The following is a 25,693-nucleotide window of genomic DNA, read 5'->3' as shown; positions in this document are numbered from 1 at the left end:
AGCGTGGGCGCCGTCCTGCAAAGTCATTACTTAACGGCTGCGACGATGGCGGTCGCGGCTTCGGCCATGGTGTCGGCGGAGATGATGGGCAGACCGGAATCGGCCAGCATCTTCTTGCCCAGCTCGTCGTTGGTGCCCTTCATGCGCACCACCAATGGCACGGACAGGTTCACGGCCTTGCAAGCGGTGATCACGCCGCTGGCGATGGTGTCGCACTTCATGATGCCGCCGAAGATGTTGACCAAAATGCCTTTGACATTCTTGTTGGCCAGCATGATCTTGAAGGCTTCGGTGACTTTCTCGGCGGTCGCGCCGCCGCCCACGTCCAGGAAGTTGGCAGGCTCACCGCCGAACAGCTTGATGGTGTCCATGGTGGCCATGGCCAAGCCCGCGCCGTTGACCAGGCAACCGATGTTGCCGTCCAGGCTGATGTAGGCCAGGTCAAATTTAGAAGCTTCCACTTCGGCCGGATCTTCCTCGTCCAGATCGCGGTAGGCCACGATTTCGGGGTGACGGAATAAAGCGTTGGCGTCGAAGTTGAACTTCGCGTCCAAGGCCATCACTTGGCCTTTGCTGTCGCGGTTCAGTGGGTTGATTTCCACCAACGAAGCGTCGGTTTCCATGTAGCACTGGTACAGCTTCTTGAAGATGTCCACAGCTTGGGCGGTGGAGTCTGCAGGCATGCCGATGGCGTCAGAGATCTTCTTGGCTTGCGCATCGCCCAAACCGGTCAGGGGGTCGATGAACTCGGTGATGATTTTCTCGGGGGTGGAATGGGCCACTTCCTCGATGTCCATACCGCCTTCGCTCGAAGCGATGAAGGCGATCTTTTGGGTGGCGCGGTCGGTGACCACAGACACGTAATACTCTTTGTGGATGTCGGCGCCGTCTTCGATGTACAGACGACGGACTTTTTGGCCTTCGGGGCCAGTTTGGTGGGTCTTGAGCTGCATGCCCAGGATTTCGCCAGCAATGCGCTTAACGTCGTCGATGGTTTTGGCCACTTTCACGCCGCCGCCTTTGCCACGGCCACCGGCGTGGATTTGGGCTTTCACCACCCACACAGGGCCGCCCAGTTTTTGTGCGGCTTCGACAGCCTCTTGAACGGTGAATGCCGGAATGCCACGGGGAACTGGCACACCGAATTGACGCAAGATTTCCTTGCCTTGGTACTCGTGAATCTTCATGAGGTCTTCTCTCAGAGGGTAGTTGATTGACCGGTCCGCTGGGGTGATTCATCCGCCAGTAGGCTCTGGACACTGCAGCCTGCGACTGTATCATGCTGCAATGCACCAATCCTGATCCTTGCGTCTTACATTGACTTGACGCTGAGAACCTGAATCATTGAGGAAGTAATACCCATGGCCAAAATATTCATCGATGGCGAAGCCGGCACCACAGGTTTGCAAATCCGTGAGCGTTTGGCGTTGATGCCCCAGGTCGAGGTGCTCAGCATCGACCCGGCCCGCCGCAAAGACCCCGAAGCCAAACGCGAGTTGATGGCCGCCGCCGATTTGGTGGTGCTGTGCCTGCACGACGATGCCGCCATCGAATCCGTGGCCATGATCGACAGCTTGCCCGGGCGCAAGCCCCGCATCGTGGATGCCTCCACCGCCCACCGTTGCCACCCGGACTGGGTGTTTGGCTTTCCAGAACTGGCCGCAGACCAGTTGGCTGCAGTGCGCCAAGCCCAGCGCGTGGCCAATCCCGGCTGTTACGCCACGGGCGCCATCTCGATCTTGCGCCCATTGGTGGATGCGGGCCTGATGCCGCGGGACTTTGCGGTCTGTTTGCCTTCTGTGAGTGGTTACTCCGGTGGCGGCCGAACCATGATCGAGGATTACGAATCCGGCAAAGCCCCCCTGTATGAAGCCTATGCTCTGGGCCTCAAGCACAAACACATTCCCGAAATCATGCGCTACACCGGGCTGACCTGCCGCCCTTTGTTTGTGCCAGCCGTGGGCAATTTCCGCCAAGGCATGCTGGTGCAGTTGCCTTTGCATCTGGACACATTGCCCGGCAAACCCACAGGTGCCGATCTGCACGCAGCTTTGCAGGCGCATTACGCCGCCAGCCAAGAAGCGGGTGGCTGGGTCCGTGTGTTGCCCGCCACGGCGGACGCCAAGCTCGACGCCACCGCCTTGAACGACACCAACCAGCTTGAAATCCGGGTGTTCGCCAACGAAGAGGCCCGCCAAGCGGTGGTGATCGCCCGTCTGGACAACTTGGGCAAAGGCGCCAGTGGCGCGGCGGTGCAAAACATCGGCTTGATGCTGGGCTTGTAAACCACTCTCCCAGAGTGTTCTTGGCGCCTGCCCCTGTGGCGCCAGCCCCTGACCCGTGGGAGCAAGCCCCCGCCCCGTAGGAGCGAGCCCCTGCTCGCGAATGCAGATGACCCGTTGAACCCGCCATTCGGCCGCAGGGGCGGCCTCCCACGAAATTCCTGCATTGCCGGTTCGGGCTGCTCTGCGTGGGAGCGAGCCCCTGCTCGCGAATGAGGACACCGCTGAACCCACCATTCGGCCGCAGGGGCGGCCTCCCACGAAATTCCTGCATTGCCGGTTCGGGCGCTCTGCGTGGGAGCGAGCCCCTGCTCGCGAATGAGGGCACCGCTGAACCCGCCATTCGGCCGCAGGGGCGGCCTCCCACGAAATTCCTGCATTGCCGGTTCGGGCTGCTCTGCGTGGGAGCGAGCCCCTGCTCGCGAAGGAGGGCACACCGCTGAACCCGCCATTCGGCCGCAGGGGCGGCCTCCCACAAGCCCGTCATTCGGCCGCAGTGGCGGCCTCCCACAAGGGCGCAAGATCTTCGGGCTCAAATGTCTTCGTCTGCGCCTTGCACGATCTTGCGCACCACCTCGGCGTTGAAGCCGCGGGTCAATAAGAACCGGATTTGTTTGGCCCGCTCGTTCGGGTCAGTGGCTGGGCGCCCAAACTTTTTGCGCCAGACGCCCAGTGCGCGGTCCAGTTCGGTCTCTCGCAAACCCGCCATGGCGGCGGCCACGGCCTCACCCGACAAACCCTTTGCGGCCAGCTCTTGCTTGACGCGTGCCGCGCCCAGTTTGCCTGCGCGGCGGTGCACCACCGATTCAATCGCTCGCCCGTCGTTGATGAAGTCCCGCGCCTGCAATTCGTCGAGTGCTTTGGCCAGCTCGCCGGGCACTTCCTCGTGCGGGGCCAGTTTGCGTTCCAGCTCCGTGCGCGAGTGTTCACGCTGGCTCAAGAGGCGCAGAGCGCGCCCCTTGAGCGAGGGTTGAAAGCCAGGCTTGTTCAAGCGAGGTCTCTGGGCACCGGCCTGTTATTCGCCTTTGGGCTCGGCAATCGCCGATTCCAGCAGGCGGATGCCCAGCGATTCGCGCACCTTGTTTTCGATTTCGCGGGCCAGGGCGGGGTTTTCGCGCAGAAATTCGCGCGCGTTGTCACGGCCTTGGCCGATCTTCTCGCCCTGGTAGGCGTACCAAGCACCCGATTTGTCGACGATCTTGGCGGTCACGCCCATGTCGATGACCTCGCCTTCGCGGCTGATGCCCTCGCCAAACAGGATGTCGAACTCGGCCGTTTTGAAGGGCGGGGCCACTTTGTTCTTGACCACTTTGACTTTGGTTTCGTTACCGATCGCGTCGTCGCCCTTCTTGATGGTGCCGGTGCGGCGGATGTCCAAGCGGACCGAGGCGTAGAACTTGAGGGCATTGCCACCGGTGGTGGTTTCGGGGCTGCCGAACATGACGCCGATCTTCATGCGGATCTGGTTGATGAAGATGACGGTGCAGTTGGTTTTCTTGATGGTGGCGGTCAGCTTGCGCAGCGCCTGGCTCATCAAACGCGCTTGCAGGCCGGGCAGGCTGTCGCCCATGTCGCCTTCGATTTCGGCCTTTGGGGTCAAGGCGGCCACCGAGTCGATGACCACCAGGTCCACCGCGCCAGAGCGCACCAGGCTGTCCACGATCTCCAGCGCTTGCTCGCCGGTGTCGGGCTGGCTGACCAGCAGTTCTTGCAGGTTGACGCCCAGGTTTTGGGCGTATTGCACGTCCAGCGCATGCTCGGCGTCCACAAAGGCGCAGGTGCCGCCCAGGCGCTGCATCTCGGAGATGACTTGCAGGGTCAGGGTGGTTTTGCCAGAAGACTCAGGGCCGTAGATTTCGATCACACGGCCGCGGGGCAGGCCGCCCACGCCCAAAGCGATGTCCAGGCCCAAAGAGCCGGTGGACACCACCTGGATGTCGGCGATGACTTCGCCTTCGCCCAGACGCATGATGGTGCCTTTGCCGAATTGTTTTTCAATCTGGGCCAGGGCGGCTTGCAGGGCTTTGGACTTTTCGCTGTTGTCGTCGCTCATGGGAATCTCCTTGAATATCAATGGGTTGGGGCACCGGGCTCAGCGCCGATGCGCTGTTTACTGGATGCGTGAACAGTACTGTAAACGACCTGTACAAACCTGTAAACGGTATTTTTGGTCAGTTTGCCTTATCATTACCGGACCATGTCACACCTCCCTTTGACACCCCCCGAAAGCGCTGACATGCGCGATGACCGCTGGCGGCAAACCCATTTGGGGCGTTTGCTGGGCCACGCGATGCGCCGCTTTGACGAGCGGGTGCTGCACCTGATGGCCGGCAACGAGGGCGTGCCCTTGGCCTTGGCCAATCTGGCCTCGCGTGACCAGATCAGCGCCGCGCATGTGCACATCACGCGGCATTTGGGCCTGCAAGGCTCCCGCTTGACCGATTTGGCCCGGGCTGCCGGCATGAGCAAGCAGGCCATGGGTGATTTGGTGGACCAATGCGCCGCGTGGGGCTTGGTGCAACGCGAACCTGACCCCTTGGATGCCCGGGCTCGGCGCGTGGTGTTCACGCCCGTTGGCTTGGCTTGGCTGCAAGCGTTCAAGGACGCGGTGGCCCAGGCCGAGGCCGAGTTCCGCGAAGCGGTGGGCAAAGAGGTGGCCACGGTGGTGGCTTTGGGCCTGGAAGCCTACGCCCATTGATGCGAACACCGCGCACAAGGGGCGGCAAGACACCAACCTGACACTAAAATCAAACCGCAGAGCCCGCAAGCCCGGGCCGCCGCCACAACCAAAGGAGACAGACATGCGCATTCTGATAGCCGAAGACGACCAGGTGCTTGCCGATGGTTTGTTGCGCACCTTGCGCAGCGCGGGTGCGGCGGTAGACCATGTGGCCAGTGGCAGCGAGGCCGACGCTGCGCTGATGACCAACAACGAATTTGACCTGCTGATCCTGGATTTGGGTTTGCCCAAAATGCACGGGCTGGAAGTGCTCAAGCGCTTGCGCTCGCGTGGTTCGGTGTTGCCCGTTTTGATCCTGACCGCGGCTGACAGCGTGGAAGAGCGCGTCAAAGGGCTGGATTACGGCGCCGACGATTACATGGCCAAGCCCTTCAGCTTGCAAGAGCTCGAAGCCCGCGTGCGCGCCCTCACCCGCCGCGGCATGGGCGGTGCCACCTCGCAAATCAAGCATGGCCCGCTCATTTACGACCAATCGGGCCGCGTGGCCACCATCGACGGCAAGATGGTCGAGTTGTCGGCCCGCGAGTTGGGCCTGCTCGAAGTGTTGTTGCAACGCGCAGGGCGCTTGGTCAGCAAAGACCAGCTGGTTGAGCGTCTGTGCGAATGGGGCGAAGAAGTCAGCAACAACGCGATCGAGGTGTACATCGACCGTTTGCGCAAGAAGATCGAAAAAGGCCCGATCCGCATCGCCACCGTGCGTGGATTGGGTTATTGCCTTGAAAAAATCCCGGGCTGAACGCGGTCTGATTTGATTTCCACATTCGCAGCCACCAGGACCCTCACGCCATGAAGTCACGCGGCTGGGGTGTGCGACTGTTCAAGCGTGAGCAGCGCTCCTTGTTCGGCGAAATCCTGGATTGGATGCTCACGCCTTTGCTTTTGTTGTGGCCGATCAGCTTGGCCCTGACTTGGTTGGTGGCGCAGGGCTTGGCCAACAAACCCTTTGACCGTGCCTTGGTCTACAACGTGCAAGCCTTGGCGCAACAGGTCAAGCTGGGGCCTGACAAACGCGTGCAGTTCAACTTGCCGCAACCGGCCAGCGAGCTGCTGCGTGCCGACGAGACCGACCTGGTCTATTACCAAGTGCAGGGTGGCGCCAAAGAGCATCTGAGCGGTGAACGCGATTTGCCCATGCCCCCGAGCGATCAGGACAAGGGCAGCAGTTACGAAGTGCACATTCGCGACGACGAAATGCGCGGCTTGGAAGTGCGCGTGGCCTACACCTGGATCCGCCTGGACGCCGATGGCAAAAATCCGGCTTTGGTGCAGGTGGCCGAAACGCGTGAAAAGCGCTCTGTGCTGGCCGCCGAGATCATCAAGGGCGTGATGCTGCCCCAGTTCGCCCTGTTGCCCTTGGCGGTGCTGTTGGTGTGGCTGGCGCTGGTGCGCGGCATCAAACCCTTGTCGCAGCTGGAGGAGCGCATCCGCGCCCGCAAACCCGACGACCTGAGCCCACTGGACGACAAAGCCGTGCCCATGGAGGTGGCCCCCTTGGTGGTCTCGGTGAACGATTTGCTCGAGCGCTTGAAAGACTCCATCGTCACGCAAAAACGTTTCTTGGCCGATGCCGCGCACCAGCTCAAGACCCCTTTGGCCGGTTTGCGCATGCAGGCCGATCTGGCGCAGCGTTCGGGTTCGAGCGAAGAGGATTTGAAGAAGTCCTTGAAGCAGATCGGTCGCGCCAGCGTTCAGGCCACCCACACCGTGAACCAGTTGTTGTCATTGGCACGCGCCGAAGGCGGTGGCGTGCACCCCTCGCAACAAAGCTGTGACGTGGTCACACTGGCCAGCGATGTCTTGCAGGACTGTTTGCCCGGCGCCATGGACAAAGGGCTGGACCTGGGCTACGAAGGCGTGGACCCGGGCACGCCGGGCGCACAGGTGATGGGCAACCCCACCTTGCTCAAAGAAATGCTGCGCAACCTGGTTGAGAACGCGGTCAATTACACCCCCAGCACGCCCGAGCGCCAAGGCGTGGTCACGGTGCGTGTCTTGGTCGACCCCTACAGCAAAGCCTTGGTCATGCAGGTCGAAGACAACGGACTCGGCATTCCGCTGGCTGAGCGTGACCTGGTGTTTCAGCCCTTTTACCGGGCGCTGGGCACCAACGTGGACGGATCGGGTCTGGGCCTGCCCATCGTGAAGGAAATTGCACAGCAGCACGGGGCTTCCATCACCGTGGAGGCATCACACCCCGGGCACAACCCGCCGGGTGCATGCTTCACGCTGCGCTTCAGTCCTTTGGCTTGAAACGGCTCAAGCGGGCTTGCCCATGTTCAGTTGCAGACGCTCGCGCTCGATCACCCGAGCGACGGCAGGCTCGGCCGCCACTTTTTGCACAAAGGCCCACAGCGTGGGGTGTTCTTCGGGCGCAATGCCGGCGATCGTGCCCCACCGCGTGAGTGTCAGGCTGTAGGCGTCGAGCGGGCCGAACCGTTCACCGCTGAGCCAGGCTTGGCCTTGGCTTGCGGCCTTGTCCACCAGCGCTTGCAACTCGCCCAACATGCCGCGAAACAGTTGGATGTTGTAGGGCTTGAGCGAGGCTTGCACCTCGGGCAGGTCCGAGAACTTTTGCGGCATGAAAATGTGTGTGAAAGTGGGGTGGACCGTGTTGTTCATCCAAGCCAAGGTGGACAGGGCTTGGGCGCGCGCCAGCGGCTCGGTGGGCAGGAAACCCATTTCAGGGAACACCTGGTCCAGGTGCAGCACGATGGCCAAGATTTGCGTGATGGCTTGGCCCTTGCTCACCAGCACGGGCACCTGGCCGCGCGGGTTGATGGCTTTGTAGTCATCGCTGTTTTGCTCACCTTTGTGCAGCTTGACCATGCTCGGCTCAAACTCGGCGCCGCTCATCTCCAGCAAGGCATGGGGCACAAAAGAGCAGGCGCCCGGGGAAAAATAAAGTTTCAAGGTCATGGTCCATCTCGGTTTTCAGTGGAAATTAAGGGGTCTCGGCGGCCAAGCGTTTTGCCACAGCTTCAGGGCTTTCGATGGTCAAGGCTTCGGGGCGAACCTGTTGGCCCAGCCGCTCAGGCTCGCGCGCGGTGTGGGGGCCAAAGCCCCAGCGTGCAAAAGCGTCCCACTGCCAAGCCAGTGTGGCGGCATTCAACACCAACAAAACAGCGATCACAAAACGGCTCATGGCTTGGGGTCCGAAACAGGAAAGGGGCGCACGCTGATCTCGGCGCTGTGGATCTCTTGCACGCCGGCATCGGTCAGCAAGCGCAAGGCGCCCGTGGGGCCGACGCCCAGCGCCTCACCCACTTGGCCATCGCTGGTGTGAACCCGGCGGCCCTGGAGCGCGTCACGCGATCCAAACCGCCCTTGCAGCGGGGCAAAGCCTTCGCGCTCGAAGGTGAGCAGCGTCTGGATGAGCGGGAAAGCCACGCGCGCCAAACAGGCGGGCGCGGTCAAGTCGGGTAGAAGCTCGCTCAAGGCCGCAGGCGCCGTGTTCAGACCGTCGGCGCCGCGTGGGCGGATGTTCAGCCCCACGCCCACCACCACTTGGCTGCGCCCAGCCATGCTGGCCGCTTCCACCAAAATACCGCCGATTTTGCGGTCCTCGAACCACAAATCGTTGGGCCATTTCAGCTGCACACCCGGGTGCAGGCTCTCCGCCAAGCTCAAGCCCACGGCCAAAGACAAGCCGGACCAGTCCTGGGGCGCGAGGGACAAGCTGAGTGAGAAGGTGAGCGAGTCGCCCGGCTGGCTTTGCCAGACACGTCCCATCCGGCCTCTGCCCTGGGTTTGACGCTCGGCCACCAGCAAGGTCGCTTCATGTTGGCCTGCGCGCGCACGGCGCATCAACTCGCTGTTGCTCGAATCGATCTCGGGCAGCACTTCGACCGTGAAGTCGGGCAACAGGGGGAAGACCTGTTCCCAAATGGCTTCGGCGGGCCAAGGTGTGGGCGTGATCATGCTTGGTCGAGGGTGCGCTGCTGGGGTGTTGTGGGCGCGTGCCCCGGCTCGCGAAGGTTGGCGCATCTCAAACGCCCGCAAAGCTTTGAGCGCATTCGGCCGCAGGGGCGGCCTCCTACAGAGTCAATGCGGCGGGCCGGCATGGCTCAGCGCTTTTTGCTGGGCTTGTCTGCCTTGGCAGGCTTTACAGGCTTTACAGGCTTAGCTGGCTTTGCAGGCTTTGCAGGCTTGGCCTTCGATTTGGCCTTGTCTGCCGAGGCGGTCTTTTTTTGTTTGGGAATGGGGGGGGTGTCTGCGCGGTCTTTGGGCGAGAGCAAAGTGCCGCGGCAGTTCTTGGCACCGCACCAGCAGGGGTATTCGGCCTTGAGCTTCTTGGTGTAGGGCTCGTCGATGATCAGACCGTAGTCGTAGTTCAGCTCTTCGCCCGCTTTGATGTTGCGGATCGCTTTGATGAAGATGCGGTCATTGTCTTCGTCGGCTTCGCAATTGGGCTTGCAGCTGTGGTTGATCCAGCGCGAGGAGTTGCCGCCAAACAGCGCGTCAATCACACGGTCTTCGTTCACATGGAAGTAAAAGGTGTGGTTCGGGTCTTGGGGGTCGTGGGGGTGGCGGTCTTGCGCTTCGTCCCAGCTGATGACCTCGCCCACGTACTCGATCAGGGTTTCGCCTTTGGCGATGTCCTGCAGCGCGAAGACGCCTTTGCCATGCACACCCGAGCGGCGCACCTGAATGCGTTTGCCTGAAGCAGCAGGTTTGTCGGTGGAGCGGCTGGGGGATGAAACAAGGGTTTTGGCCACGGCGTCAAAAATTTGTTATGGTGAATTCATGTGGGCGCGTGCGTGAGCGCGTGCCCGGGCGCGTGCGCACACGCGAGACAACGGATTGTAATGACATGAAGACATTGGTAATTGCAGAGAAGCCTTCGGTGGCTCAAGACATCGTCAAAGCCTTGACGCCCACATCGGGCAAGTTCGAGAAGCACGACGACCACTTTGAGAACGACACCTACGTCGTGACCAGCGCTGTGGGCCACCTGGTGGAGATCCAGGCCCCCGAGCAGTACGACGTGAAACGCGGCAAGTGGAGCTTTGCCAACTTGCCCGTGATCCCGCCCCACTTTGATTTGAAACCGGTGGACAAAACCAAGAGCCGCCTGTCTGCGGTGGTCAAGCAGGCCAAGCGCAAGGACGTGAACGCCCTCATCAACGCTTGTGACGCGGGGCGCGAGGGGGAATTGATCTTCCGCCTGATCGAGCAGTACGCGGGCGGCGTCAAGACCTTGGACAAGCCTGTGCAGCGCCTGTGGCTGCAGTCGATGACGCCCCAAGCCATCCGTGACGGTTTTGACAACCTGCGCAGCAACAGCCAGATGCAGGGCCTGGCCGACGCCGCTCGCAGCCGGTCTGAAGCCGATTGGCTGGTGGGCATCAACGGCACCCGCGCCATGACCGCGTTCAACTCGCGCGACGGCGGCTTCTTTTTGACCACCGTGGGCCGCGTGCAAACCCCCACGCTGGCCGTGGTGGTGGAGCGCGAAGAGCAGATTCGCAAATTTGTGAGCCGTGACTACTGGGAAATCCACGCCGAGTTCGGCGCGGCCGCGGGCACCTACCCGGGCAAATGGTTCGACCCGAAGTGGAAGAAAGAAGAAGACGCTGAGAAAAAAGCCGACCGCCAATGGACCGCCGCCCAGGCGCAGGCCATTGTGGAGGCGGTGCGCGGTAAAACAGCCAGCGTGACCGAGGAGGCCACGCCCACCACGCAAGCCAGCCCGGGCCTGTTTGACCTGACCAGCCTGCAGCGCGAGGCCAACGGCAAGTTTGGCTTTTCGGCCAAGACCACGCTGGCGCTGGCCCAAAGCCTGTACGAACGCCACAAGGCCCTGACCTACCCGCGTACCGACTCGCGCCACCTGCCCGAAGACTATGTGCCCGTGGCCAAACAGACCTTCGAGATGCTGGCCGACAGCGGCATGAAGCACTTGGCCCCACACGCCCTCACCGCGCTCAACAACAACTACGTGCGCAAAATCCCGCGCGTGTTCGACAACAAAAAGGTCTCGGACCACTTCGCCATCATCCCCACGCTGCAAGCGCCCAGCGGCCTGTCGGAGGCCGAGCAAAAGCTGTATGACCTGGTGGTGCGCCGTTTCATGGCGGTGTTCTTCCCCAGCGCCGAATACCAAGTCACCACCCGCATCAGCGTGGCCGCAGGCCACAGCTTCAAGACGGTGGGCAAAGTGCTGGTCAAACCCGGCTGGTTGGCCATCTACGGCAAAGAAGCGGCTGACGAGGTGGAAGACGCCAAAGACGGTGACAAGGGCCAGAACCTGGTGCCGGTGCAGCCCGGTGAACAGGTCGGTGTGGATTCGGTCGAGGTCAAGGGCCTGAAAACCCGCCCACCGGCGCGCTATTCAGAAGCCACGCTGCTGGGGGCCATGGAAGGCGCGGGCAAGATGGTCGACGACGACGAACTGCGCGAAGCCATGCAAGAAAAAGGCTTGGGCACACCGGCCACACGCGCCGCCACCATCGAAGGCTTGATCAACGAAAAGTACATGCTGCGCGAAGGCCGCGAGATGATCCCGACGGCCAAAGCCTTCCAGCTCATGACGCTGCTGCGTGGCCTGCAGGTCGAAGAACTCTCCAAGCCCGAGCTGACAGGGGAGTGGGAGTACAAGCTGGCACAAATGGAGCAAGGCAAATTGAGCCGCGCCACCTTCATGGCCGAGATCGCGGCCATGACCGAGCACATCGTCAAAAAAGCCAAAGAGTACGACCGCGACACCGTGCCCGGTGACTACGCCACCGTCACCACGCCCTGCCCCACTTGTGGTGGCGTGGTGAAAGAAAACTACCGCAGGTACACCTGCACGGGTGCCGATGGCGCCAGCGAAGGCTGCGGGTTCTCGTTTGGCAAGACGCCTGCAGGGCGCACCTTCGAGCCTGCCGAAGTCGAGCAGTTCATGCGGGACAAGAAGATTGGGCCCTTGGACGGTTTCCGTTCCAAAGCAGGATGGCCATTTGTGGCCGAGATGGCGCTCAAATACAACGAAGAAGAAAAGAACTGGAAGCTCGAGTTCGACTTCGGCGACGACAAGAAGAACGAAGAGAGTGGCGAGATCGTCGAGTTCAGTGACGAAGCCCTGGGTGCTTGCCCCAAGTGCGGCAGCCCGGTGCACGAGCACGGCAGCAACTATGTCTGCAGCAAAGCCGTGCCCACGAACGCGCAACCCACGCCCAGCTGCGACTTCAAGAGCGGCAAGATCATCTTGCAGCAAGTGGTGGAGCGCGAGCAGCTGACCAAGCTGCTGGCGACCGGCAAGACCGATTTGCTCGACAAATTCATCAGCAACCGCACCCGCCGAAGCTTCAAGGCCATGCTGGCCTGGAACCCCGAAGAGGGCAAGGTGACGTTTGAGTTTGAGCAGCGCGAAGGTGGCAAGAAGTACCCGCCCCGCAAGACGGCGGCCAAGAAGACGCCGTTTGGCAAAGTGGCGGTGAAGAAAGCCGCAGCCAAAACCACGGCGGCCAAAACCCCCGCAGCCAAAAAAGCCGCCAAGACGGCGGCGCCCAAGGCCCCGCGCAAAGCCGCAGTGGGCACCTTGAAGCCCAGCAGCGCATTGGCCGCCGTGATCGGGGACGGCACCTATGCCCGCACCGAGGTGGTCAAAAAGATCTGGGACTACATCAAGGCCAACAACTTGCAGGACCCGGCAGACAAGCGCTCGATCAAGGCCGACGGCAAACTGCAGGCGGTGTTTGGCAAGGACAGCGCCACCATGTTCGAGTTGGCGGGGATCATTGGCAAGCACCTGAGCTGAGTCTGCAGCGGCCGCCCTGAAAAATGCCACGCCAGCCGTGGCATGTTTTGGGGGCTTCAGCCCTCACGGCGTGTGCAGCACCAGTTTGACCGGCAGTGCGGCCAGCAGGGGCTGAAGGCTTGCCCAAACAGCAGCTGGCGTGGCGCGGGCATCGACCTCGACGGGCGCATCGCCTGCCGCCTGCACGCTCGGCCATTGCGCAGCAGGCGTTTGCAAGGGCTTGAGCACTTGCTCGATCAGGCCTTGCACCACCGCAGCCGTGGCCAGGGTGCGCAATTCGGGTTTGTAAATCTTCCCGACGTTGGTCACGGGCATGCGTTCAAGGAGGGTGAGGCTCTTGGGCTTGGCAGGGCCTTCGTCCACACGCTCGGCGGTGAAGGCCAGCAACTCGGCTTCGCTCACCTGGGCGCCGGCCTTGAGCGTGGCAAATGCCACGGGCAGTTCACCCGCATAGGCATCTGGCGCACCCACGGCGGCGCACAAGTCCACGGCGGGGTGGGCGCCCAACGCGTCTTCGATCACCTTGGGGTCGATGTTGTGCCCGCCACGGATGATCAAGTCTTTGGCGCGGCCCGACAGGTGCAATCGACCTTGTTCGTCGATGAAGCCCACATCGCCGGTGATGAGCCAGCCCTCTGGCGTGAAGCTGCGGGCGGTTTCTTTTGCGTCCAGGTAGCCCGAGAACAAGTTGGGGCCTTTGTAGAGCACCATGCCTTTGCCGCCGGTGGGCAGGTCTTGCCCGGTGGCTTGGTCGTCGCTGCTCAAGGCCACGGTGCGCACCTGCGCATGCGGCAGCGGCCAGCCCACGCAGCCTGCCGGGGCGCTCAGGCCAGGCGGGGACACGGTGCTCAAGCCAGCAGTCTCGGTCATGCCCAAGCTTTCGTTGATCTGCAGGCCAAAGGTGTGTTCAAAGCGCTGCGCCAATTCGGGCGGCAGCGGCGCCGCCCCCGTGCGCACCGAGCGCAGGCGTGAGATGTCCGCGCCATCGAGCGGCACCCCCGCCAAAGCGGCCAGCACCGTGGGCACGCCCGACATCAGCGTGCAGCGGTGGTGCTCGGCCAGTCGCCAGTAGTTGTGCACCACCTCGCGGTTGCGAAACAGGCTGGGCGTGGGAATGATGACGTGCATGCCGATGGCCAGTGAACACAGTGCGCCGGGCAGCACACCCGCCACATGGAACAGTGGGTAGCCGTTGATCGTCACATCGCTCGCGCGAAAGCCCTGCATCGTGGCATTGGCCCACGCGGTGAAGACTTGTGCGCCGTGGCTGTGCCTGGCCAGCTTGGGCGCACCGGTGGTGCCGCCGGTGTGGAAGTAAGCGGCGATGTCGCTTGGCTGGAAGACCCGCCCGCTCAGCAGGTGGTCGCTGACTTGTTGCTGGCGCAGGGCCTGAAAGTCTTGTGTGCCAGCCGGCAGATCGGGTGCCAAGGGGGCGCCCTGCGGGTGAACCAGCAACACGGTTTTCAAGTCGGGCAATTGGGCTTGCAGTCGCAGCGCTTTGTCGCGCATGCGGCTGTCATCGTCCACGCCGTGGGCGATCAGCACTTTGGCGTGACTGGCGCGCAGCAGAGACAGCAGTTTGTCTTCGCTCAGCAAAGGGTTGAGCGGCTGCACAATGCCCGCCGCCTCGCCACCCCACAGGGCCAGGTGGTAGGCCAGTCCGCCGGGCAGCAAGATGGCCACCACATCGCCTGCGTGTATGCCCAGGCCGTGCAGCAAATTGGCCGTCTGGTGAAGGCCTTGCAGCAGGTCACGGTAAGTCCAGGTGGTGGAAGGGCCGCCCGGCTGCCCGGTGTCCAAAAAAGTCAGTGCGGGGTGGTCTGCATGGGCTTGAGCGCTGGCGGCAATCAGCGCGTAGGTGCTGGCCCAAGGCATGCTTTGTGCCAAGGGGGTGGCTTCGATGCGCCGGATGTCGGCCAGGGACGAGACAGGGGATGAGGTGGTCAGGTGCATGCGCGATGGTAGTCAGACATTGGCGCCGCGAAGGCTGCCCAGGCGACACCTTGGGCCTGAAATTTCTCCCAAAATCCACTTCTTATCCACCACACACCAGAGACTCACATGCAACACATCGGATTTGTCGGCGCTTCGGGTTTGATGGGCCATGGCATGGCCAAGAACATCCGGGCCAAGGGGTTTGACTTGTCGATTTCGGTGCACCAACGCACTGCGCCCGTGCAAGACCTGTTGGCCGCAGGCGCCCGCCAGGTGGGCAGTTATGCCGATTTGGCCGCCTGTGATGCGGTGCTCATCTGCGTGACCGGCTCACCCCAGGTCGAGGCGGTGGTGGCCGGGCCAGGCGGTTTGCTGTCCAAGGCGTGCGCGGGCCTGGTCGTCATTGACACCTCCACCAGCGAGCCCGAATCCACCCGCCGCCTGGCCGCCTTGTGCGCCGCGCAAGGTGTGGTGTATGTGGACGCGCCGCTCACGCGCACGCCCATCGAGGCCGAGGCGGGCAAGCTCAATTCGATGGTGGGCGCGACGCCCGAGGTGTTTGCCCGCATCGAGCCGGTGATTCGCGCTTACAGCGAAAACGTGTTCCATGTGGGCGAGATGGGCTCGGGCCACGTCGTCAAGCTGCTCAACAACTTTGTGGCGCAGGCCATTTGCACGGCCACGGCCGAAGCCTTTGCTGTGGGGGCCAAGGCCGGCGTGGACCTGGACAAATTGGTGCAGGTCATCTCGGCAGGCGGGGTCAACTCAGGCCTGTTCCAGCTGATGTCCAAAACCCTGCAGGGTGACTATGGCGCGATGAAGTTTGAGTTGAACAACGCGGCCAAGGATTTGCGTTATTACTCGCACTTGACCGAGAGTGTGAAGGTGCCTTCCATCATTGGCACCAGCGTGCACCAGGCCCTGAACACGGCCGTGGCTTTGGGCTATGGCAGCGAGATGGTGCCTTCGTTGGTCAAGGCACAGGCCCAGCTCAACCAAGTCAAGATCGTCAAGAACTGAGGCCCCGGGTGGCTAGGCGGGGGACGGTGAAACCCTGCCCTTTTCGCTCGCACGAACGCGCAGGGCTCAGGCCTTAGGCCTTGCCCACCACCCGCGCCATCTCCACGCACTTGTTCGAGTAGCCCCACTCGTTGTCGTACCAGGCCATCACCTTGATGAAGGTGCTGTCCAGGGCCATGCCGGCTTCGGCGTCGAACACGCTGGTACAGACCTCGCCCCGGAAATCGGTCGACACCACCTTGGCCTCGGTGTAGCCCAACACGCCCTTTAAGGCCCCAAGGCTTTGGGCCTTCATTTCGGCGCAGATTTCCGCATACGTGGCTGGGCGGCTGAGCTCGGCCGTCAAATCCACCAGCGACACATCGCTGGTGGGCACACGCACCGCCACGCCCGTCAATCGGCCCTTGATCTCGGGAATCACCACGCCCACCGCCTTGGCCGCGCCGGTGCTGCTGGGGATGATGTTTTCCAGAATGCCGCGCCCGCCGCGCCAGTCTTTGTTGCTCGGGCCATCCACGGTTTTTTGGGTGGCGGTGGTGGCGTGCACGGTGGTCATCAGGCCGCGTTGGATGCCCCATTTGTCGTTCAGCACTTTGGTGATGGGGGCCAGTGCATTGGTGGTGCAGCTGGCGTTGCTGATGATCGCTTGGCCGGCGTAGGACGCATGGTTCACGCCGAAAACAAACATGGGCGTGTCGTCTTTGGAGGGGGCCGACATCACCACTTTCCTGGCGCCCGCGCTCAGGTGTTGGCCTGCGCTGTCCTTGTCCAGAAACAAGCCCGTGGCTTCGATCACCACGTCGGCGCCCACCTCGTTCCACTTGAGCTGGGATGGGTCGCGCTCTTGGGTGAGGCGGATGCGTTGGCCATTCACGATCAAGGTGGAGCCCTCCACGGCCAGCGTGCCTTGAAAACGGCCATGCACGCTGTCGTACTCCAGCATGTAGGCCAGGTATTCGGGCTCCAGCAGGTCGTTGATGCCCACGATCTGCACATCCTGGAAATTTTGCACGGCGGCACGCAGAACCATGCGTCCGATGCGGCCAAAGCCGTTGATGCCGATCTTGGTGGTCATGGGGGTCTCACTTTCATAGAGGTGTGTGCCCAAGTCGACTCAGACTTGATGCACCCAACATGTAACCATCGTATGCCAAATATTGAAACTTTGTTACATCTCGCGGGTGATCTGCTCGATTGTTCTGGTTTTGTAACCGGATGGTGCTTGCGTGTGCAGGCGGACAGACGGGGCGCGCGCGCGTGGGAAAAATGGGTGGGTGAATCAGGTGCACAGGGTTCACACCTCGGCATCTTCCCCCTTTTTGAAAGCGCTCACCATGACACGCGAACCCAAAACACCCGTTGCCGCCCCAGCTGCGCGTGCCCAAGGTGCGGCAGGGCTCAGTGCCCTGTCTCCAGGCGGTTTTTCCGAGCCGACGCTTGCAGGTTGACCAAACCCAAGTCGCCGCCATAGTGGGCCATGACGCGGTGGTCCATCCAAGCGAACCACAGGGGCGGCAGATAAGCCACCGTGATCATCGTGGCATAGCCTGCGGGCAGTTGCGGCGCGGCGGCAAAATGCCGCAGCGCCTGATAACGCCGACTGGGGTGTGCGTGGTGGTCCGAATGCCTTTGCAGCTGGTAGAGCAACAAGTTGCCCACCAGGTGGTTGCTGTTCCATGAGTGCTCGGGCTCGCAACGCACATAGCGGCCAGACGCGTCACGCTGGCGCAGCAAACCGTAGTGCTCCACATAGTTCACCACCTCCAGCATCGAGGCCGCATACACGGCCTGCAACAGCAAAAAGGGCAAGGCCATCGAGCCTAGCCATGCCACCAGCGTGCCAAACAAGAGCAGGGTCAGGCCCCAGGCTTGCAGGTTGTGGTTTTGCCCATGCCAAACGCTGAGGCCCAGTTTGTTCAGGCGCTCTTGTTCCAGCGCCCAAGCCGATTGCAGGCTGCCCCACACCGAGCGCGGCAAGAAGGCCCAAAAGCTTTCACCCATGCGTGCGCTGGCCGGGTCTTCTGGGGTGGCCACGCGTTTGTGGTGTCCCCGGTTGTGCTCTACAAAAAAGTGGCCATACGCACTGGGGGCCAACGCGATCTTGGACAGCCACCGGTCCAAGGCTTCTTTTTTGTGACCCAGCTCATGCGCGGTGCCAATGCCAATGCCGTTGATGGCCCCCACGGTCAACACCAAGGCGACATAGCCCATCCAGGGCAAGGGCTGCGTGGCCGCAATCCAGGCGCCCAACACGGTGCCGATCCATTGCACGGGCACATAGGCCCACACCATGACGCGGTAAAACAGATCGCCTTCGAGCTGCGCCACCGCCGACTCGGGTGGGTTGCTGAAGTCTTCGCCCAACACGCGGTCGAGCAGTGGCAACAAGACATGGATCACGAGCGGGGCCAGCAGCATGCACCACCATGGGCCCGTCCAGACGAAAGCCAGCAAGGAGGCCGTGAAGGCCAGCGGGATCGAAGGGCTCAGCAGCCACCACCAACGCTTGTCTTGCCATTCTTCTTGGAGGTCGAGCGTGGGATGGCTCATGGAGGGGTCCTGTTGAGATGATGCGTGCGAGAAATAGGCATGACAGTCCACCGGGCGTGTCCCCGAATGTCCAGCCATTGTGAGGGTTTGGCCACCGCCATGTTTGACGCCTGCAAGACAGGCCGTCGCAGCCCCCAGCCCTTACATTGGTTCCACAAAACTTTGGGTGGAACAAGCCATGGAATTTGATCACGTGATTGTGGGCGGCGGCTCGGCCGGTTGTGTGCTGGCAGCCCGTTTGAGCGAAGACCCTGCCGTGCAGGTGGCCCTGATCGAGGCTGGGCCGCCCGATACCAGCGCCTTGATCCATTGCCCCGCGGGCATTGCGCTCATGGCCCGCACCGAAATCGTCTCGCAAGGGCTGAACACCGTGCCGCAACCCGGCTTGAATGGCCGCATCGGTTTCCAGCCGCGTGGCCGCACTTTGGGCGGCTCCAGCTCGACCAATGCGATGGCCTACATCCGGGGCCAAGCCGTGGATTACGACACCTGGGCCGACATGGGTTGCGCGGGGTGGTCATGGTCCGAGGTGTTGCCCTACTTTCTCAAGGCCGAGCACAACGAGCGCATCCACAACGCGTGGCATGGCCAAAACGGCCCCTTGAACGTGGCCGACCTGCAAAGCCCCAATGCGTTTTCCAAACGCTTTGTCGAGGCGGGCGTGCAAGCGGGTTTGGCGCACACCACCGACTTCAATGGCCCCACCCAAGAAGGCGTGGGTTTGTACCAAGTCACGCAAAAAGCGGGCGAACGGTTCAGCGCCGCCAAGGCCTACCTCACGCCCAACTTGGGCCGACCTAACTTGCACGTCATGACCGGGGTCACCGTGGACCGCATTGGCCTGGTGGATGGCGTGGCGCGGCAAGTGCACACCCTGCAGGGTGGCCAGGCGAAGACCTTGACGGCTCGGCGCGGCATCATTTTGAGTGCAGGCGCTTTCCATTCGCCCGCCATCCTCATGCGTTCGGGCATTGGGCCTGCTGCGCATTTGCAAAGCCTGGGCATTGAGGTGCTGCGGGACTTGCCGGGCGTGGGCGACAACCTGCACGACCACCCTGACGCGGTGCTGGTGGCCGATGCGCCGGGGCAGACCGATTTGATCGGCGTGTCACCCCAAGGCATGTGGCACACCTTGCAGGCCCTGTGGGCCTGGCGGCAGCACCGCACCGGGCGCTTGACCACCAACTTTGCCGAAGGCGGCGCGTTTTACAAAAGCCGACCTGATGAGGCGCACCCGGACATTCAGCTGCACTTTGTGGTCGCCAAACTGGTGGACCATGGCCGCCAACTGACGCTGGGGCACGGTTACTCTTTGCATGTGTGTTTGCTGCAACCGGACAGCCGAGGCCGCGTGCAACTGGCCGACCGTAACCCGAACAGCGCGCCACTGATTGACCCGCAGTTTTTGAGCGACCCACGCGACGTGCAGCGCTTGCGCGACGGCGTGCGCCAGGCCCAGCGCATTCTGGCGCAGCCCGCTTTGGCCGGGTATGGCAAGGAGTGGGCAGCGTCTGCCGATGCCCGCACCGACGAACAACTCGACCACTGGATTCGCCAAAACGCCGACACGGTCTACCACCCGGTGGGCACCTGCCGCATGGGGCAAGACGGCATGGCGGTGGTGGATGCGCAACTGCGCGTGCACGGCGTACCCGGCTTGCGCGTGGTCGATGCCTCGGTCATGCCGCGCATCGTCAGCGGCAACACCAACGCGCCGACGATCATGATCGCGGAGAAGGCGGCGGATGACATCCGGGCCGCTGCGCGCACGGCGGTTTAGAGGCCCTCTGAATTTTGGCCGAGGCCGCCCTTGCGGCCGAATGTTCGCGCTCTGCTGGGTTTTTTCGCGAGCAGGGGCTCGCTCCCACATCTTTTTGTAGGAGGCCGCCCCTGCGGCCGAATGTTCGCGCTCTGCTTGGTTTTTTCGCGAGCAGGGGCTCGCTCCTACAGGGAACCATTGCCCATGAAAAAAGCGCCCGAAGGCGCTTTGAGTCCTGGCGGGGCATTGGCCACTGCGTCGGCCACAGGCACCTGCCACCCCATCAGACGAAGATCACTTCTTCTTGGCCACCACCCGCACCATCTCCAGGCACTGCTTGGCGTAACCCCATTCGTTGTCGTACCAGGCCACGATCTTGACGAAGCTCTTGTCCAGCGCAATGCCGGCGGTCGCGTCGAACACGCTGGCGCAGGGCTCGCCGCGGAAGTCGGTGGAGACCACTTTCTCGTCGGTGTAGCCCAGCACGCCTTTCAGGGCGCCTTCGCTTTGCGCTTTCATCTCGGCGCAGATGTCGGCGTAGCTGGCATCGCTGCTCAGCTCCACGGTCAGGTCAATGACCGACACGTCCGAGGTCGGCACACGGAAGGCCATGCCGGTGATCTTGCCCTTGATCTCGGGGATCACCACGCCCACGGCCTTGGCCGCGCCCGTGCTGCTGGGGATGATGTTTTCCAAGATGCCGCGTCCGCCGCGCCAGTCTTTGCGCGACGAGCCGTCCACGGTCATCTGGCTGGCGGTGGCGGCGTGCACGGTGGTCATCAGGCCGCGCTTGATGCCCCATTTGTCGTTGAGCACCTTGACCACGGGGGCCAGGCAGTTGGTGGTGCAGCTGGCATTCGACACGATGGCTTCGCCCGCATATTTTTTGTGGTTCACGCCATAGACGAACATGGGGATGCTGTCTTTGGACGGGGCTGAAATCACGACCTTCTTGGCGCCTGCGGCCAGGTGCATCTGGCTGGTGGGCTCGGTCAGGTAGTGGCCGGTGCATTCGAGCACGGTGTGCACGCCCATCTCACCCCAGCGCAGGTTGTGTGCGTCGCGCTCGTGAGAAAGTTTGATTTTCTTGCCGTTGACAATCAGCGTGTCTTCGGTGAAGTCCACCGTGCCATCAAAGCGGCCGTGCACGCTGTCGTACTTGAGCATGTAGGCCAGGTAGTCGGCGGGCTTGGGGTCGTTGATGCCGACGATCTGGATGTCGTCGTAGCCGTGCTTGAGTGCGGCGCGCAGAGCCAGACGGCCGATGCGGCCAAATCCGTTGATACCCAGCTTGATGGTCATGGTGAGAGCCTCAGGAGATAAGTTACTAAACCGTTACGTAACCGGATTGGAAACCAAGACCCTTTCAGAATCCTGATCCCCGGACCTGGCCTCAGCGCCTGGTGGGCGAGGAAGGGGTCCGGCCCGTCAGTGGCCGTTCTGGCACGCCACACCCCGTGAGGGGCGGCGTGGCCAAGGATCAGGCCTTGAGCAGTGCGGCGTGGACCGTGTCGGCCACGTTTTCGGCGGTGAAGCCGAAGTGTTTGAAGAGCACAGGGGCTGGGGCCGACTCGCCATAGGTGTCGATGCCGACCACGGCAGCGCAGCCGTATTTCCACCAGCCGTCGGTGGAGCCCATCTCGACCGCCACGCGGGGCAGGCCTTGGGGCAGCACGCTTTGTTTGTACTCGACGCTCTGGCGGTCAAACACATTGGTGCTGGGCATGGAGACCACGCGCACACCGATCTTGCGCTCGGCCAGCAGCTTTTGGGCGGCCAAGGCCAGTTGCACTTCGGAGCCGGTGGCGATGATCACGCCGTGGGTCTTTTGGATGCCCACTTCGCTGGGCTCGGCCAGCACATAGGCGCCGCGGCTGATGTCGCCCAGGTCCGCCTTGGGGGCGTAGGCCAGGTTCTGGCGGCTGAGCAGCAGGGCCGAAGGACGGTTCGCGTTTTGCAGGGCCACGGCCCAGGCCACGGTGGTTTCGGCCGTGTCGGCGGGGCGCCACACATCGAGACCGGGGATCAGGCGCAGGCTCGCGGCGTGCTCGATGGACTGGTGGGTTGGGCCGTCTTCGCCCAAGCCAATGGAGTCGTGGGTGAAGACGTGGATCACGCGCTGCTTCATGAGCGCCGCCATGCGGATGGCGTTGCGTGAGTAGTCCGAGAAGGTCAGGAAGGTGCCGCCATAGGGGATGTAGCCCCCATGCAGGGCCACGCCGTTCATGATGGCGGCCATGCCGAATTCGCGCACGCCGTAGTTGATGTGGCGGCCGATGCGGGAGGCCCCTTCGGTAGCCGAGCCGTCTTCGGTCTTGACCACGTCGCCGGCCAGGTCCACGCGGAAGGCGGGGGTGCTCTTGGTGTTGGTCAGGTTGGAGCCGGTCAAGTCGGCCGAGCCGCCCAGCATTTCGGGCAGGGCCGCGGTGAAGGCTTCCAGCGCCAGCTGGCTGGCCTTGCGGCTGGCCACGGTCTCGCCCTTGGTGTGGGCGGCGACCACGGCGTCAAACGCCACTTGGTTGAAGTTTTTGGGCAACTCGCCCTTCATGCGGCGCACGAATTCTTTGGCTTGTGCGGGGAATGCGGCTTTGTAAGCGGCAAAGGCGGTGTTCCAGGCGGCTTCGCGGGCTTTGCCAGCGACTTTCGCGTCCCAGTCGGCATAGACGTCTTTGGGGATCTTGAAGGGCTCGGCCGTCCAGCCCAGGGCTTCGCGGGTCAGCTTGATTTCTTCAGCGCCCAGAGGCTCGCCGTGGGCCTTGGAGGTGCCCGCACGGTTGGGCGAGCCCTTGCCGATGGCGGTTTTGCAGACGATCAGGGTGGGCTTGTCGGCGCTGTGCTTGGCGGCAGCGATGGCCTTGGACACGGCCGCAGCGTCGTGGCCGTCCACGGCGTCGATCACATTCCAGCCGCAGGCGGCAAAGCGCTGGGGCGTGTTGTCGATGAACCAGGGGGCGACTTTGCCGTCGATCGAGATGCCGTTGTCGTCGTACAGGGCGATCAGCTTGTTCAGCTTCCAGGCGCCGGCCAGGGCCACGGCTTCGTGGCTGATGCCCTCCATCAGGCAGCCGTCACCCAGGAACACATAGGTGTGGTGGTTGACGATGGTGTGGCCCGATTGGTTGAACTCGGCGGCCAGCATTTTTTCGGCCAGGGCCATGCCCACGGCGTTGGTGATGCCTTGCCCCAAGGGGCCGGTGGTGGTTTCCACGCCGGGGGTCACGCCCACTTCGGGGTGGCCTGCGGTTTTGCTGTGCAGGGTGCGGAAATTCTTCAGCTCCTCAATGGGCAGCTTGTAGCCCGTCAGGTGCAGCACCGAATAAATCAGCATGGAGCCGTGACCGTTGGACAGCACAAAACGGTCGCGGTTGGCCCAGTGGGGGTTGCCGGGGTTGTGTTGCAGGTGATCGCCCCACAGCGCCACGGCCATGTCGGCCATGCCCATGGGGGCGCCGGGGTGACCGGAGTTGGCTTGTTGAACGGCGTCCATTGCGAGGGCGCGGATGGCGTTCGCCATGTGGTGTGTATTGGCCATGGGGGGCAACTCCGGTGATGAGGTCGGGAAAACCCGTGATTTTAGCGGTTGTCCGCTGGGGCCTGAGCCACTGGGATGGCGCCGGGATGGCGAAGAACAAAGCCCGCTTCAGTCCGGTGCTTCCTGGCGCTGCCGAGCCAGCACATAACGGCGCATGGCCACCGCCGGGGCATCGGCCGCCACTGAAAATTCGTACAAATCTTCGGCAGGGGTGCTGGCCAAGGCCTGCTCTTGCAGCGCCAAGCCGTCCACATCTTCTTGAAAAGCCACAAACAATTGCGCGTGCATGAACCGTGTGGTCTCGGGGTCGTCCAAAGCGAAATCGCGCCCGTGCACGATGAAGTAGTGGGTGCTGGTGGCCGTCTCTGGGGTGGGCATGTGGGCGGTGCGGATGCGGAACTGCGGACGATCGTTTTCGGGCAGGTGGCAATCGTAGAAAGTCACCGACACCTCGTGCAACCCCAGGCTGCGAAATTCGGAGCGCACGATGCGCGCAGCCTGGCCCTGTCCGGTCAAGCCTGTGGGAATGGCCCACACCGGGGGCAAGGTGGTGGGCACCACGTTGCGCAGCAAGGCGAATTGGCCATCGCCGATGACGCTTTCAAAGGCCGCTTTGGCGTAATCGGGCGTGCCAAAGCTTTTGGCGTGCAAAAAACTCAGGTGTGTCAGGTCCAGCAGGTTTTCGTGCAGGCGCACATAACTGCCTTGCAGGCTCAAATAGCCTTGTGAGCGCTCCCACTCGGCGCTTTCCATCCAGTCCTGTGGCGGCAGTTTGGACAGGTCGGCAAGCTCTGCCTCGCCCATCCAAATCCAGACCACGGCCCCGCGTTCGTGGGTGCGGTAGGACCGGATGCCCACGTTTTTCGGGCAGTTGGCTTGCGAGGGCACTTCGATGCAGTCGCCTTCGGCGTTGAAGCGCAGGCCGTGGTAGCCGCACACGATGGTGTCCTGGGTCAATGTGCCTGCCGACAGCGGCATCGAGCGGTGCGGGCAGCGGTCTTCCAGCGCCACCACCTGCCCCGCGCGGGTTCTGTAAAAGACCAGTCGGCGCCCCAGCAGGGTGCGGGCCAACAGTTGTTCCTTGATGTCGTCGGCAAAGGCGGCCACGTACCAGTCGTTCATGACAAAAGGCGTGTGCCGGTCGGCCATGCGATGGGCGGCGTTTTGTGCGGCGGCAATGACGGCGGGCAGGGGGCGTGTCATGGGACTCTGTCGGGTAGAAGTGCAGGTAACAGTGTAGACCGGTCGCTTGGGTTGGCGCTGTCTCGTGAGCGCCTGAAAGCATGGCAACATCCCGCCATGTCGATTTCAAACGCTCCGACCCCGTCCACGCTCCTGACGGCTCAGGCCCAAGCCATGGTTCTCGCTGCCGGACGCGGCGAGCGCATGCGCCCCCTGACCGACACCACCCCCAAACCCCTGCTCACCGTGCGCGGTCAGCCCCTCATGCAGTGGCCCATGCAGGCCTTGGCGCGGGGCGGTTTTAGCCATCAATTGGTCAACACCGCTTGGTTGGGCGAGCAAATTCCCGCGCACTTTGGCGACCGCCCCACCTGGCCCGGCTTGCCCGAAGTGCACATCGCTTATTCGAACGAAGGCCAGGACTTTGGCCATGCGCTGGAAACCGCAGGCGGCATTGTGCGCGCCCTGCCCCGCCTGGCCGAGGTGTTTTGGGTGGTGGCTGGCGATGTGTTCGCACCCGATTTCGTGTTCACGGCCCAGGCATTTCAGCGTTTTGTCGCCAGCCCCGCCTTGGCCCACCTGTGGCTGGTGCCCAACCCGGCGCACAACCTGGGCGGCGACTTTGGCTTGTCGGCCGAAGGCCGGGTGCTGAACCTGCCCAAAGGGGCCACAGGTCGCGACCACACCTTCAGCACCATCGCGCTTTACAAAAAAGCCTTTTTTGCCGACGGCGGTGTGCCTGCGGGCAACCCCCAGGGCACCGCGCTGGCGCTGGCCCCCTTGTTGCGCGCGGCCATCGACCGGGGGCAGGTGACGGGCGAGGTGTATGCGGGCAACTGGACCGATGTGGGCACCCCCGAGCGACTGGCGCAGCTCAACCAAGGCTAACTTCTTCCAAGATGCCGTTTTTCGTAGGAGCGAGCCCCTGCTCGCGAATGGGTCTCGCGCCCCA

21 protein-coding genes are annotated in these 25,693 nt (G+C 62.7%); 8 read left to right on the top strand and 13 right to left on the bottom strand.

Annotation, left to right across the window (positions count from 1 at the left end; genetic code table 11):
- Positions 1–26: 26 nt before the first annotated feature.
- Positions 27–1,187, bottom strand: coding sequence for an ADP-forming succinate--CoA ligase subunit beta (sucC, locus tag B9Z31_RS03400; protein WP_100118151.1), 1,161 nt, complete (start codon positions 1,185–1,187; stop codon positions 27–29).
- A gap of 174 nt (positions 1,188–1,361) precedes the next feature.
- On the opposite strand from sucC, the gene argC reads away from it, so the two are divergent.
- On the top strand, positions 1,362–2,285 hold the full coding sequence (gene argC / locus B9Z31_RS03395; protein WP_100118150.1) for an N-acetyl-gamma-glutamyl-phosphate reductase: 924 nt from the start codon (positions 1,362–1,364) through the stop codon (positions 2,283–2,285).
- Positions 2,286–2,814: 529 nt separating this feature from the next.
- Here the strand turns inward: argC and recX are convergent.
- Both recX and recA read right to left on the bottom strand, forming a co-directional pair.
- Positions 2,815–3,273: a recombination regulator RecX gene (gene recX, locus B9Z31_RS03390; RefSeq protein ID WP_100118149.1), complete on the bottom strand. Its 459-nt coding sequence runs from the start codon at positions 3,271–3,273 to the stop codon at positions 2,815–2,817.
- A 24-nt stretch (positions 3,274–3,297) separates the two neighbouring features.
- Complete coding sequence (gene recA / locus B9Z31_RS03385; RefSeq protein ID WP_090044113.1) at positions 3,298–4,335, bottom strand: recombinase RecA; 1,038 nt, start codon at positions 4,333–4,335, stop codon at positions 3,298–3,300.
- A gap of 144 nt (positions 4,336–4,479) precedes the next feature.
- Here recA and B9Z31_RS03380 point away from each other — a divergent pair, with 144 nt between their 5' ends.
- The 3 genes from B9Z31_RS03380 to B9Z31_RS03370 all read left to right on the top strand — a co-directional run bounded on the left by B9Z31_RS03380 (position 4,480) and on the right by B9Z31_RS03370 (position 7,272).
- On the top strand, positions 4,480–4,980 hold the full coding sequence (locus tag B9Z31_RS03380) for a MarR family winged helix-turn-helix transcriptional regulator (RefSeq protein WP_100118148.1): 501 nt from the start codon (positions 4,480–4,482) through the stop codon (positions 4,978–4,980).
- 103 nt (positions 4,981–5,083) lie between these two features.
- Positions 5,084–5,758 carry a response regulator transcription factor gene (locus B9Z31_RS03375; RefSeq protein WP_100118147.1) on the top strand — a complete coding sequence of 225 codons (675 nt, stop codon included), beginning with the start codon at positions 5,084–5,086 and terminating at the stop codon, positions 5,756–5,758.
- Between the two features lie 50 nt (positions 5,759–5,808).
- Entirely contained in the window at positions 5,809–7,272 is a 1,464-nt protein-coding gene (locus tag B9Z31_RS03370) for a sensor histidine kinase (RefSeq protein ID WP_233200685.1), read from the top strand.
- A 6-nt stretch (positions 7,273–7,278) separates the two neighbouring features.
- On the opposite strand, the gene B9Z31_RS03365 is transcribed toward B9Z31_RS03370, so the two are convergent.
- The 4 genes from B9Z31_RS03365 to B9Z31_RS03350 form a co-directional block, all read right to left on the bottom strand.
- Entirely contained in the window at positions 7,279–7,938 is a 660-nt protein-coding gene (locus tag B9Z31_RS03365) for a glutathione S-transferase family protein (protein ID WP_100118146.1), read from the bottom strand.
- Between the two features lie 25 nt (positions 7,939–7,963).
- Positions 7,964–8,164 carry a hypothetical protein gene (locus B9Z31_RS03360; RefSeq protein WP_100118145.1) on the bottom strand — a complete coding sequence of 67 codons (201 nt, stop codon included), beginning with the start codon at positions 8,162–8,164 and terminating at the stop codon, positions 7,964–7,966.
- Complete coding sequence (locus tag B9Z31_RS03355) at positions 8,161–8,940, bottom strand: biotin--[acetyl-CoA-carboxylase] ligase (RefSeq protein ID WP_100118343.1); 780 nt, start codon at positions 8,938–8,940, stop codon at positions 8,161–8,163. The genes B9Z31_RS03360 and B9Z31_RS03355 overlap by 4 nt, the downstream gene beginning before the upstream one ends.
- A gap of 146 nt (positions 8,941–9,086) precedes the next feature.
- Positions 9,087–9,737, bottom strand: a complete 651-nt coding sequence (locus B9Z31_RS03350) for an SET domain-containing protein (protein WP_100118144.1) — start codon at positions 9,735–9,737, stop codon at positions 9,087–9,089.
- 95 nt (positions 9,738–9,832) lie between these two features.
- On the opposite strand from B9Z31_RS03350, the gene B9Z31_RS03345 reads away from it, so the two are divergent.
- Entirely contained in the window at positions 9,833–12,763 is a 2,931-nt protein-coding gene (locus B9Z31_RS03345) for a DNA topoisomerase III (RefSeq protein ID WP_100118143.1), read from the top strand.
- Between the two features lie 63 nt (positions 12,764–12,826).
- Here B9Z31_RS03345 and B9Z31_RS03340 read toward each other — a convergent pair whose 3' ends face one another.
- A complete protein-coding gene (locus B9Z31_RS03340) occupies positions 12,827–14,716 on the bottom strand; it encodes an acyl-CoA synthetase (protein WP_100118142.1) in 1,890 nt (629 codons plus the stop codon).
- 108 nt (positions 14,717–14,824) lie between these two features.
- Between B9Z31_RS03340 and B9Z31_RS03335 the strand changes: the two genes are divergently transcribed.
- Positions 14,825–15,718: an NAD(P)-dependent oxidoreductase gene (locus tag B9Z31_RS03335; RefSeq protein WP_100118141.1), complete on the top strand. Its 894-nt coding sequence runs from the start codon at positions 14,825–14,827 to the stop codon at positions 15,716–15,718.
- Positions 15,719–15,791: 73 nt separating this feature from the next.
- On the opposite strand, the gene gap (B9Z31_RS03330) is transcribed toward B9Z31_RS03335, so the two are convergent.
- Both gap (B9Z31_RS03330) and B9Z31_RS03325 read right to left on the bottom strand, forming a co-directional pair.
- Positions 15,792–16,793, bottom strand: a complete 1,002-nt coding sequence (gene gap / locus B9Z31_RS03330; protein ID WP_100118140.1) for a type I glyceraldehyde-3-phosphate dehydrogenase — start codon at positions 16,791–16,793, stop codon at positions 15,792–15,794.
- A gap of 323 nt (positions 16,794–17,116) precedes the next feature.
- Entirely contained in the window at positions 17,117–18,268 is a 1,152-nt protein-coding gene (locus tag B9Z31_RS03325; protein ID WP_100118139.1) for an alkane 1-monooxygenase, read from the bottom strand.
- Between the two features lie 178 nt (positions 18,269–18,446).
- Between B9Z31_RS03325 and B9Z31_RS03320 the strand changes: the two genes are divergently transcribed.
- Complete coding sequence (locus tag B9Z31_RS03320; protein ID WP_100118138.1) at positions 18,447–20,048, top strand: GMC family oxidoreductase; 1,602 nt, start codon at positions 18,447–18,449, stop codon at positions 20,046–20,048.
- A gap of 273 nt (positions 20,049–20,321) precedes the next feature.
- On the opposite strand, the gene gap (B9Z31_RS03315) is transcribed toward B9Z31_RS03320, so the two are convergent.
- The 3 genes from gap (B9Z31_RS03315) to B9Z31_RS03305 all read right to left on the bottom strand — a co-directional run bounded on the left by gap (B9Z31_RS03315) (position 20,322) and on the right by B9Z31_RS03305 (position 24,762).
- Positions 20,322–21,329: a type I glyceraldehyde-3-phosphate dehydrogenase gene (gap, locus tag B9Z31_RS03315; protein WP_100118137.1), complete on the bottom strand. Its 1,008-nt coding sequence runs from the start codon at positions 21,327–21,329 to the stop codon at positions 20,322–20,324.
- A gap of 178 nt (positions 21,330–21,507) precedes the next feature.
- Complete coding sequence (tkt, locus tag B9Z31_RS03310; protein ID WP_100118136.1) at positions 21,508–23,559, bottom strand: transketolase; 2,052 nt, start codon at positions 23,557–23,559, stop codon at positions 21,508–21,510.
- A 108-nt stretch (positions 23,560–23,667) separates the two neighbouring features.
- Complete coding sequence (locus B9Z31_RS03305) at positions 23,668–24,762, bottom strand: aromatic ring-hydroxylating dioxygenase subunit alpha (RefSeq protein WP_100118135.1); 1,095 nt, start codon at positions 24,760–24,762, stop codon at positions 23,668–23,670.
- A 153-nt stretch (positions 24,763–24,915) separates the two neighbouring features.
- Here B9Z31_RS03305 and B9Z31_RS03300 point away from each other — a divergent pair, with 153 nt between their 5' ends.
- Positions 24,916–25,629, top strand: a complete 714-nt coding sequence (locus tag B9Z31_RS03300) for a nucleotidyltransferase family protein (RefSeq protein WP_100118134.1) — start codon at positions 24,916–24,918, stop codon at positions 25,627–25,629.
- Positions 25,630–25,693: the final 64 nt, after the last annotated feature.

The organism is Limnohabitans sp. G3-2 (genome assembly GCF_002778275.1).
Lineage (GTDB): Bacteria > Pseudomonadota > Gammaproteobacteria > Burkholderiales > Burkholderiaceae_C > Limnohabitans_A.
This window is presented reverse-complemented; position numbering and strand designations above follow the sequence as displayed.

Bases quoted from the DNA above. Each gene is read 5' to 3' on its own strand.
- sucC (WP_100118151.1), bottom strand. From the start codon at position 1,187: ATGAAGATTCACGAGTACCAAGGCAAGGAAATCTTGCGTCAATTCGGT.
- argC (WP_100118150.1), top strand. From the start codon at position 1,362: ATGGCCAAAATATTCATCGATGGCGAAGCCGGCACCACAGGTTTGCAA.
- recA (WP_090044113.1), bottom strand. From the start codon at position 4,335: ATGAGCGACGACAACAGCGAAAAGTCCAAAGCCCTGCAAGCCGCCCTG.
- B9Z31_RS03380 (WP_100118148.1), top strand. From the start codon at position 4,480: ATGTCACACCTCCCTTTGACACCCCCCGAAAGCGCTGACATGCGCGAT.
- B9Z31_RS03375 (WP_100118147.1), top strand. From the start codon at position 5,084: ATGCGCATTCTGATAGCCGAAGACGACCAGGTGCTTGCCGATGGTTTG.
- B9Z31_RS03370 (WP_233200685.1), top strand. From the start codon at position 5,809: ATGAAGTCACGCGGCTGGGGTGTGCGACTGTTCAAGCGTGAGCAGCGC.
- B9Z31_RS03365 (WP_100118146.1), bottom strand. From the start codon at position 7,938: ATGACCTTGAAACTTTATTTTTCCCCGGGCGCCTGCTCTTTTGTGCCC.
- B9Z31_RS03360 (WP_100118145.1), bottom strand. From the start codon at position 8,164: ATGAGCCGTTTTGTGATCGCTGTTTTGTTGGTGTTGAATGCCGCCACA.
- B9Z31_RS03355 (WP_100118343.1), bottom strand. From the start codon at position 8,940: ATGATCACGCCCACACCTTGGCCCGCCGAAGCCATTTGGGAACAGGTC.
- B9Z31_RS03345 (WP_100118143.1), top strand. From the start codon at position 9,833: ATGAAGACATTGGTAATTGCAGAGAAGCCTTCGGTGGCTCAAGACATC.
- B9Z31_RS03340 (WP_100118142.1), bottom strand. From the start codon at position 14,716: ATGCACCTGACCACCTCATCCCCTGTCTCGTCCCTGGCCGACATCCGG.
- B9Z31_RS03335 (WP_100118141.1), top strand. From the start codon at position 14,825: ATGCAACACATCGGATTTGTCGGCGCTTCGGGTTTGATGGGCCATGGC.
- gap (WP_100118140.1), bottom strand. From the start codon at position 16,793: ATGACCACCAAGATCGGCATCAACGGCTTTGGCCGCATCGGACGCATG.
- B9Z31_RS03325 (WP_100118139.1), bottom strand. From the start codon at position 18,268: ATGAGCCATCCCACGCTCGACCTCCAAGAAGAATGGCAAGACAAGCGT.
- B9Z31_RS03320 (WP_100118138.1), top strand. From the start codon at position 18,447: ATGGAATTTGATCACGTGATTGTGGGCGGCGGCTCGGCCGGTTGTGTG.
- gap (WP_100118137.1), bottom strand. From the start codon at position 21,329: ATGACCATCAAGCTGGGTATCAACGGATTTGGCCGCATCGGCCGTCTG.
- tkt (WP_100118136.1), bottom strand. From the start codon at position 23,559: ATGGCCAATACACACCACATGGCGAACGCCATCCGCGCCCTCGCAATG.
- B9Z31_RS03305 (WP_100118135.1), bottom strand. From the start codon at position 24,762: ATGACACGCCCCCTGCCCGCCGTCATTGCCGCCGCACAAAACGCCGCC.
- B9Z31_RS03300 (WP_100118134.1), top strand. From the start codon at position 24,916: ATGGTTCTCGCTGCCGGACGCGGCGAGCGCATGCGCCCCCTGACCGAC.